Annotated in this window: 5 protein-coding genes; 1 reads left to right on the plus strand and 4 read right to left on the minus strand. The window is 42.7% G+C overall.

All coding sequences use genetic code 11. The features are described 5' to 3' along the window. Window positions 1–39: 39 nt before the first annotated feature. The 4 genes from ACIDEJ_RS15095 to ACIDEJ_RS15110 all read right to left on the minus strand — a co-directional run bounded on the left by ACIDEJ_RS15095 (window position 40) and on the right by ACIDEJ_RS15110 (window position 2,517). The gene (locus ACIDEJ_RS15095; RefSeq protein ID WP_411988662.1) at window positions 40–678 is read right to left on the minus strand and encodes a Vat family streptogramin A O-acetyltransferase; all 639 of its coding nucleotides are present in this window, start codon (window positions 676–678) and stop codon (window positions 40–42) included. Window positions 679–744: 66 nt separating this feature from the next. Beyond that, the gene (locus ACIDEJ_RS15100; RefSeq protein WP_411988877.1) at window positions 745–1,698 is read right to left on the minus strand and encodes a hypothetical protein; all 954 of its coding nucleotides are present in this window, start codon (window positions 1,696–1,698) and stop codon (window positions 745–747) included. 121 nt (window positions 1,699–1,819) lie between these two features. Beyond that, window positions 1,820–2,110: a hypothetical protein gene (locus tag ACIDEJ_RS15105; RefSeq protein ID WP_411988878.1), complete on the minus strand. Its 291-nt coding sequence runs from the start codon at window positions 2,108–2,110 to the stop codon at window positions 1,820–1,822. Window positions 2,111–2,202: 92 nt separating this feature from the next. Next, window positions 2,203–2,517, minus strand: a complete 315-nt coding sequence (locus tag ACIDEJ_RS15110) for a DUF1889 family protein (protein ID WP_411988879.1) — start codon at window positions 2,515–2,517, stop codon at window positions 2,203–2,205. Window positions 2,518–2,832: 315 nt separating this feature from the next. Between ACIDEJ_RS15110 and ACIDEJ_RS15115 the strand changes: the two genes are divergently transcribed. Continuing rightward, the gene (locus ACIDEJ_RS15115) at window positions 2,833–3,804 is read left to right on the plus strand and encodes an IS110 family RNA-guided transposase (RefSeq protein ID WP_411988047.1); all 972 of its coding nucleotides are present in this window, start codon (window positions 2,833–2,835) and stop codon (window positions 3,802–3,804) included. Window positions 3,805–3,814 lie beyond the last annotated feature (10 nt).

The raw sequence follows: 3,814 nt of genomic DNA on the forward strand, positions 1-3,814 counted from the left end.
TAACGCCGCATTCAGCGGCTTGTCCGCTGCAATGCTTTGTTAAAAGCCGTTTGCCTTCCGAAGTGCAAGAAGGTCACAGCCAACTATTGCTTCGAGATGTTCAGTTATTTTTTCTGCACTCCAATCCCACCAAGCCATCTCTAAGAGCTCATTAATTGTACTATCATCAAATCGATATTTAATGACTTTGGCAGGATTGCCACCAACAACGCTGTACGCCGGGACATCAGCTGTCACGATAGATTTACTCGCTATTATTGCTCCATCGCCAACTTTGACTCCCGGCATAATTGTAGCTTCATAGCCGATCCAAACATCATTCCCAATTTCTGTATCGCCTTTGTAGGGTAGCTCCCCCTCTTTAGGCATGACCTTCTCCCAGCCGTTACCAAATATTTGGAATGGGTATGTCGAAAAGCCAGAAATTTTATGATTAGCGCCATTCATTATGAATTTTACGTCTTTTGCGATAGCGCAAAATTTCCCTATTATGAGCTTATCTCCAATAAACGGAAAATGATAAAGTACATTGCTCTCAAATCGCTCAGGACCTTCAGGGTCATCGTAGTAGGTATAGTCACCAACGATGATATTTTCAGAAGATATGTAATTCTTCAAATAGCCTACTTGGGGAAACCCCTTCATAGGTTCTTTATCTTCAGGACTTGGACCTTTCAAAATGCCTCCGATGTGTCTGTGACTTTTAACGCCTAACTCAGCGAGTGCCGTAGGCGTCCGCTGCAGTTATTTGTTATATTCTTTTGGCAATGGGCAATCATAGTTAATATCAATCATATCCAAGTTTGTGATGGAAAAGTTGGCATACTTTACGCCCTTTTGAGAAACATTTTCCTCAGGTTTTCCGTAGATGAAAACAAAGGCAGTTGACTTCTCTTTTTTTATGATTCTTTCCAAGCGTGTGGTAACGAGTTTTTTAACCTTATAGCTATCAATCAAACGATCACCAATCATTACTGTGGTAATGTAGCCTTCTTCAGATTTTGTGAAATGTTTTTTGAATTTAATTTGATATCCATAATCTGAAGGCAGCCTGTTAACAAAGGCCCAGCCATAGTAGATAACAGGATAATCAGGAAGGGTATCTAAGTCCTGCTCCCAGATACATTTAAAAATGCTTCTATAATGGACATCTCGACCCTGTATATTTACTCGCCTATGATCTAATGATCCGTCCTTTTTGTAGCGTATGTAACGGCTCACAACTGATCTTACTGAATATATATTTCCTACACTGCCATTCTCTCTGAGAATAGAATCTATAGGGCGCTTGATGAATTGTGACTTTTTGACTGGCTTTTGATTCGGGAACCTATTTATTTTCGGTTCATCATAGTAGGAACTAGGTCTTTCTAACAGAAATACATCAACAACCGATTCGTCAACAGAGCGCCGCTCCTCTTTGACAGAAACGCCGTCTTCATAGCGTAAATCAAGAGGGATATCATTAAATATCTCACAGGACTTACTATGTGAACCGTAAATCCTAAAGTGAGGAACCACCTTCATATCTTGAACGTCTTCGTCCAAGTTGGCGCAGGTCACCTGAGCTGTGCAGTCAGTACCTGGGCACAGAAATTTCTTCTTATCTTTAATTAATCCTGACCAATAAAAGTCATATGCCCTATCTGGATCAAGGTAATCATCAACTTCTATGCTGTACGCGATATCTAGCGACAAAGTCTGATCTCCCTATGAATATAACGCCCCAGTAAGTGGCGCAAAATAGTTGGCTAAAATTAGCGAAGAATGAGCGCAAGCCAACTGTTTTGCGTCCGTTCTTGACTGGCTTGTTATGTTTTTATTGCACCATATTTTTGCTTTTTGCAGTAGACGCCAACAACGAAACCGATACTGCATAAGTAAAAAAGAAAACGATATAACCTGCGGACAAGCCAATAAGCCCAAAAAAGTTACTTTCAATTGAAATGTCGTAAATCAAGAAAGCTGATATAGGCAGTGAAACAACCGAAATCGCTTTAGTTTCCGCGTAAGCGATTAGCTTATTTTTGATGTAAGGAACAGCCAAGACCAGAACAGGGATTAGCAACAACCCTGCGAATAAAATATCCATTTTTACTTCTATGTTCATATCAATATCCAGTTTCGATTAAAACATAACGCCCCGCACATGGGCGAGCGAAGCGAGTCCTAGTGGCGCAGCCTCGAAAATGGTGCGGCTTGTTATGCATTCTGACCCAACTCTGAAATGATTCTTCTGACAGTAGGTTCACCCCAGTCTCTCCGTTCTCGAATCTGGACGCGGCCACCTCTTCCCACTTTTTCCGCTAATTCAGCAAGCTGTTTTGCATGGCGCTCTGGCCAAGCATCTGAAATAGCTAGCGAATAAACATCTGCACCAGATAATGGAACATTGTACTTTTTTAAGGCTTTGAATAACTCTTTCGCTCGTGAGTCATCAAGTGGGTGAGCTAAGCCAGTGGAAACGTTAACCACCACTGAAAGAGTTTTTATTGCTTCTTCTAATATCGGATTCAAGGTTCAATCTCCATTTGATGCATAACGCCGCATTAAGGTGTGAGCGGCGCTTGGCTATACTTGAGCGAAGCGAAACTGCCAAGCGTTGCGAATCCGCCTTAAACGCTTGTATGGATAATAAGCAAGCCAAAAGGGTAAAGTGAGACCCAGGCTTTAGCGGCAACTAAAGCTTTCTATGTGGCAGTTCGGTTGAACGCTGGCTCCTCTGTCGAGAGACCGATAACAAACATGAACGCCTCATAGGACTCCAAGCATAAACCTCGAATAGTCGACTGGGTCTCGAACCCGCATTTCGCAAGCAAGAGCTAGCTTATTATGAATACAAACCCACTTCAAAACATTAATATTGGTGTTGATACTGGCAAATCACAGCTCGACATTTACATCCGTCCACTCGATGTCTTTTTTACCGTGCCAAACAACGAAAAGGGTATCAAACAGGCCTTAACTACTATCAAAAAACACAACCCACAGCGTATCGTTATCGAAGCGACTGGGCGCCTAGAAATGCCCTTCGTGTTAGCGTGTACCGAGGCCAAGTTGCCTATTGTTCGTGCCAATCCTGTTCATATCAAACGCTTTGCCGGTGCTATTGGTCGTAGAGCCAAAAATGACCGCTTAGATGTACAGCTTATCGCCCATTATGGTGAAGCCATTAAACCTGATTTGACGGTCATAAAGGCTAAGAACATACGTTTAATGAGTGACTTAGTAATTCGCCGCAATCAGCTGCTCGCGATGCAGACCATGGAGAAAAATCGTATTCAAATTTTGCCTAAGCACCTACATTCGACAATGACACCCATCCTGACTGCGATAAAAAATCAGGTCTCAAAGATTGAAAATAAGCTTGTTAAACTCATCGAAGATTGCCCCGAATACCAAACTAAAAATACCCTCTTACAAAGCGTACCTGGTATTGGCAATATCGCCGCTGCGTCTATCATCAGCAATGTGCCTGAGTTAGGCTACATTACCAACAAACAAGCGGCTTCACTCATCGGCGTCGCCCCTATTACACGAGAAAGCGGACGCTACAAAGGGAAACGAGTCATCCAAGGAGGCCGCGCACAGGTGAGAACCGTTTTGTACATGGCCATGATGTCAGCCATGCAATGTAACCCTGTTTTCAAGGACACTTACGCTCGATTACTCGAAGCTGGAAAACCAAAGAAAGTGGCAATTATTGCCTGCGTTCGCAAGATGGTGGTCATCCTAAACTCTATGCTTCGAGATGGCATTATGTGGGACCAAAACATCGCCCAAAATAAAGGATTGACGCCATAGTCGTTTGTTA

The sequence above is a fragment of the Shewanella mytili genome, from assembly GCF_046765975.1.
Lineage (GTDB): Bacteria > Pseudomonadota > Gammaproteobacteria > Enterobacterales > Shewanellaceae > Shewanella > Shewanella mytili.